General features: G+C 67.9%; 6 protein-coding genes and 1 pseudogene. 3 read left to right on the top strand and 4 right to left on the bottom strand.

Annotation, left to right across the window (positions count from 1 at the left end; genetic code table 11):
• Together WH85_RS45750 and WH85_RS51400 are read right to left on the bottom strand one after the other, a co-directional pair.
• The coding region (locus WH85_RS45750) for a hypothetical protein (RefSeq protein ID WP_045748500.1) at window positions 1–213 on the bottom strand (213 nt) is incomplete at its 3' end.
• A gap of 7 nt (window positions 214–220) precedes the next feature.
• Window positions 221–454, bottom strand: a complete 234-nt coding sequence (locus WH85_RS51400) for a DUF6192 family protein (protein WP_245674395.1) — start codon at window positions 452–454, stop codon at window positions 221–223.
• Between WH85_RS51400 and WH85_RS51395 the strand changes: the two genes are divergently transcribed.
• The 3 genes from WH85_RS51395 to WH85_RS53960 are packed head-to-tail and all read left to right on the top strand — an operon-like array spanning window position 446 to window position 3,921.
• Window positions 446–595, top strand: coding sequence for a hypothetical protein (locus tag WH85_RS51395; protein ID WP_157411655.1), 150 nt, complete (start codon window positions 446–448; stop codon window positions 593–595). The genes WH85_RS51400 and WH85_RS51395 overlap by 9 nt on opposite strands.
• 48 nt (window positions 596–643) lie before the next feature.
• Entirely contained in the window at window positions 644–1,891 is a 1,248-nt protein-coding gene (locus WH85_RS45740) for a tyrosine-type recombinase/integrase (RefSeq protein ID WP_045748499.1), read from the top strand.
• Window positions 1,888–3,921 carry a hypothetical protein gene (locus tag WH85_RS53960; RefSeq protein WP_052721328.1) on the top strand — a complete coding sequence of 678 codons (2,034 nt, stop codon included), beginning with the start codon at window positions 1,888–1,890 and terminating at the stop codon, window positions 3,919–3,921. The genes WH85_RS45740 and WH85_RS53960 overlap by 4 nt, the downstream gene beginning before the upstream one ends.
• Before the next feature lie 46 nt (window positions 3,922–3,967).
• Here WH85_RS53960 and WH85_RS53595 read toward each other — a convergent pair.
• Together WH85_RS53595 and WH85_RS51995 are read right to left on the bottom strand one after the other, a co-directional pair.
• A pseudogene (locus WH85_RS53595) lies at window positions 3,968–4,366 on the bottom strand (DUF6192 family protein); the annotation flags it as partial.
• Window positions 4,367–4,378: 12 nt separating this feature from the next.
• The coding region (locus tag WH85_RS51995) for a hypothetical protein (RefSeq protein ID WP_211275661.1) at window positions 4,379–4,643 on the bottom strand (265 nt) is incomplete at its 5' end.

Below are 4,643 nucleotides of genomic sequence, written 5' to 3'. Positions count from 1 at the left end.
CGACAGCTGATAGCCGTCGCGGCGGGTCCAGGTCAGCGGGGTCAGGTTCTGCGCGGCCAGGACCTCACGCAGAAACCGCAGCCCGAACTGCACCTGATAGGCGCTGAGCTCGGTCGCGGCCACCAGCTGCCGGGTGGTCAGCCCGGCCGGGCGGGCCTCCATCAACGCAACCCGGACCAGGTCACCGGAGACGTTCGCGGGCACCCGTCCCATGGCCGGGCTACTCGCCGGCCAGGAGGCGGGCCAGGCCCTCCTCCGGGGTGACCTGACCGGTGGCGACCGCCCCCTCGATCCAGTCCGCAGCCGCCCGGACCCGGGCCACGTTGCGCTGCACCGTCGCCTTCTCGTCGTCGGTGTAGTTCTGCCCGCGCAAGCCCGGGACGATGCGGCCGGCCGAGGCGACGAACTGCGCGCACGCACCGACCAGGTCGAGGAACTCGCTGGTGTGCTCGATGTTCTGCAGCGCGGGGGTGCGCTGGCGGACCAGCTCTCCGCCCTGGCGGGCCTGGTCTGCTGGGCGCGGTTGACCGAGTGCCGGGCCGTGGTCCTGTTGACCGGACTACCCGGCGACACGCCGTCACGAGAGCTGAACTGATCACGCTTGACGAATACACCTTCATGCAGCCTGGCTGAAGGAGACTGCATGAGGTTCGAGCTGGATGCCGAAGAACGGGACATCACGGCGATCCGGTTGCCGCGGTGGGGACGGGTGGCTCAAGCCGAGGGCGTCGTTCCGTGGCTGGTGATCGACCCCGATGGTGTGCCCGTAGTGCCGGTCCGTCGATTCCTGCGGGATTTCGCGGCGCGCAACCGACCCGGCTCGGTACGCAGCTACGCCTACGGTCTGCTGAGGTGGTGGCGATGGTTGCAGGCTGTCGACGTCGACTGGGACAAGGCCACTTCGGCCGAGGTGCGGGACCTGGTGTCGTGGCTCGGCCAGGCGGACAAGCTGCGCAATGCTCCGCGCACAGGCTCGACCGTCACGGCTGGCACGATCAACGCGGTTACCCGCAAGCGGCATTTCGGCGACGGCTACGAGCCCCGGACCGTTCGGCACAGCAACGCGGTGATCCGCAGCTTCTACGAGTTCTGGATTGAGGCCGGCGACGGGCCTCTGATCAATCCGGTGCCTCTGGACCGGCGTGGGCGCCGGCCGCATGCCCATCACAACCCGCTGGAGCCCTTTCGTGCTGAGGGCCGGATCCGTTACAACCCGCGGGTGCCCAAGGCCCGGCCCCGCGAGATCCCCGACGAGCGGTGGAAGGACCTATTCGGCGCGTTGCGTTCCAACCGGGACCGAGCGATCGTGGCGCTGGACGTCAGCTGCGCCGCCCGCGCCAGCGAGCTGCTGGGCCTGCAAGGTGTTGATCTGAACTGGGGCGAGCAACTGGTGCGTGTCTGCCGCAAGGGCAGCGGTGCCGAGCAGTGGTTACCGGCCAGTCCAGAGGCGTTCGTCTGGCTGCGTCTCTACCTTGCCGAACTCGGCTTACTCGAACCGAACGAACAGGTCTGGTGGACGCTGCGGCGCCGTGACCGTGGCGACGGCCTACGCCGCCAGTCGATGAGCTACGAGGCGCTCCGCGCGGTGTTCCGCCGGGTCAACGCCCTGCTAGGCACCAACTACACGATGCACGATCTTCGACACACGGCGGCGCTTCGCATGAGCCGCGACGACAGCCTGTCACTGCGGGACGTGCAAACCATCCTCGGTCACGTCCACCTCAGCACCACCAGCGACATCTACCTCGTCGAGGACGAGGCCCGGGTGATCCGCCGGGTGGCCGAGCACCTCGCTGAACGCGAAGACCGCGCCCGGCAGCCTCCACAGCCGGTGGCCACCGGCTACCAGGCCGCCGATCTCGCCGTTCTGTTCGGACGGCTACCGCAATGACCACGACCACCACGAGGCCGGATCTCGCCGCCGTATCGGAGTCGGCCACCGAGAGCCAGGCGAGCCCTGCGACCCCGCAGGAGCACAGAGCCGGGCCCATCGACGGCATGACCGCTGAGGCCATCATCGATGCCTTGCCACAGCTGTCGACCTGGCCCTCACCGTCGACCAAACGCAGCCGGGCCAAGGCAACGCAGTGGCGGCGCGGCGCGTCCCGCATCCTCGATTGGCTCGCCACCTACCCTGGAGGCGGATGGCAGCAGCGGTGGCTGGCTGCCGGAACCGACACCTCCACCGAGTGGATCAGCACCGTCACGAACGGCTTCGGACGCATCGAGCCGACCCGCCGCGAGGTGACCACGGAAGGGTTATCGGCACTGCTACTCAAGCGCGTGCTGACGCCCAGCTACGGATTCCTCCAGAACTACCGGACCTCGGGCCTGCACCGCTACGCCAAGCGAGAGTTCGGCGCGGAACTGTTCGAGCAGGTCGCCCGGGCCGGGCATGCCCGCGGCATGATCCCGAGCCAGCTCAGTACGGCGGAGAACTGCCTGGTGAAGATCTCCTTCCATACCGGGCGCGATCCTGTCGACCTCACCGCTGAGGATCTACTCGCCTATCACGCCTGGGGGAAGGACTCCGCTGGCAGTGTCCCGGCGGGGCTCTACGCCGCGTGGGATCTGCTCCGAGACGTAGGAGTCCTCGCCGAGCGGCTGCCGCTGCATCGCACGCTGGCGCGCGGCCCGCTGTCGCCAGCAGCCATGGTCGACCGGCACATCATCCAGTGCCGGCCCGTGCGCGACCTGCTCGTTCGCTACCTCAACGAGCGTCGGCCCAGCCTGGACTACAGCTCGTTGGCGAGCCTGGCCAGCCAACTGGTGGGTGCTTTCTGGGCCGACATCGAGCGGCACCATCCGGGCATCGACACCATCCATCTGCCCGCCGAAGTTGCCGAGGCCTGGAAGCACCGCGTGAAGGTCATCAGCCGAGAAGGCAAGCAGCTGGTTTCCCGGGAGAACTGGCAGAGCGTCATGGCCACCGTCCGCTCCTTCTACCTCGACATCGCCGAGTGGGCACTGGAGGACCCGAGCCTGGCAGCCTGGGCGGTTCCCAGCCTGGTCCGCCGTTCCGACACCGGCGGCTTCACCAAGGTCAAGAAAAAGACTCAGGCCAAGATGCACCAACGGGTCAGAGAACGGCTCCCACGCCTCCCGGACCTGGTCGAAGCCACCGAGCAGCACCACGCCGATCAGCAACGCCTGCTGGCCTATGCGCAAGCCGCACCAATCGGCACGTCCTTCACCCACGCCGAGCGCCAATACCGGCGCATCAGCCGCGAGCAGCATCGCACCCGAAGCCTGCTGCACTACCGGCCCACCATGGTGCTCGCCGAGGACATCTCCACCGGTGAGCAGTTCGACGTCACCCGCAACGAAGACGACGCATTCTGGGCCTGGGCGATCATCGAAACTCTCCGGCACACCGGCGTCCGCCTCGAAGAACTCCTCGAACTCACGCACCTGGCACTCGTGTCCTACCGGCTGCCCGACACCGGAGAGATCGTCCCCTTGCTGCAGATCCTTCCATCCAAGGGAAACGAGGAACGGCTGCTACTCGTCGGCCCCGAACTCGCCAGCGTCCTCGCTACGATCATCACCCGGCTCCGCGGCGACAACGACAGCACTGAGAAAGCCGCTGTACTCCTCGATCACGACCGCGCGATCCTCGGCGTCGAACCCGATGCGCAGAGCATCGCGATCCCGCGGCGGCCTGGCGTCCAAACGGCGGCCGGCCTTGCGCAGATCCCGTTCGAAGTGCAACGGACGAAGATCAAGACCCGGCCAGTTGTACCAGTCCCAGCGCCCGACAAGCGCGGTCGCAGCGCCCTTTCGGGAGTCATACTCGCCAGCGAGCTGGCCGAACCGGGCAGCAAGATCGGACACGCTGGGATTCTACTGGTGACCCCGCCCACGCCAGTCGCCCCAGCACATCCGCTTCTGCCGCAATGCGCGCCAGTCGCGCTCTACTGATACTCAGCGTGAGCGACGGATCGTAATCCGGAAAAGTGTCGGTCATCGCCCGCGCGGCGACCTCCGGCCGGCGCAGCAGATCGGTGGCGATTCGCGTAGCGACCTCGTCGTCACGGACCAGCTCATGCACCGCACCGACCCGATCCTGCACCGAGGTCTCGGTCGACACCTTGAACGCGACCTTGGGCCGGCGCAGCAGATCCGTGGCGACGCGGGTGGCGACCTCATCGTCGGTGACCAGGTCATGCACCGCGTTGACCTTCTCCTGGACCGTCTCCGGCCGGGTGACCTGCCAGCCCACCCGCCGTTTCGCCTCGTCCTCGGTCCAGCGTCGCTCGCCGGTCCGGGCCAGCACCGGCGGCTCGCCGATCACCGTGAACCGCTGATCGGCATCGGTGATCGTGGCCAGCACCCGGTGGATGTGGAACGGCACGTCGGCACGGCGCTGGCCTGCCGGTCAGCGCGAGGCCACATACCGCCACACTTCCAGCGTCGCGGGTGCGACCCCGATGTCCTCGGCGAACGTCCGCAGCGAGTCGACTACACCCAGGCCGAGAGCGTCATGCGGCCGGGATCCACCCCGGGGGCCGATCGGCTCGATCTCCAGCGCGTAGTCGCCGACCGTGAACTGAATCCGGTCCCGCTCACGAATCAAGTCACGCGACTGCGTCACCAGCTCGTCGTACCGCTGCTGGGATACCTGCCCGATCGTCGCCACCATC

The organism is Actinoplanes rectilineatus, assembly GCF_000962825.1.
GTDB lineage: Bacteria > Actinomycetota > Actinomycetes > Mycobacteriales > Micromonosporaceae > Actinoplanes > Actinoplanes rectilineatus.
This window is presented reverse-complemented; position numbering and strand designations above follow the sequence as displayed.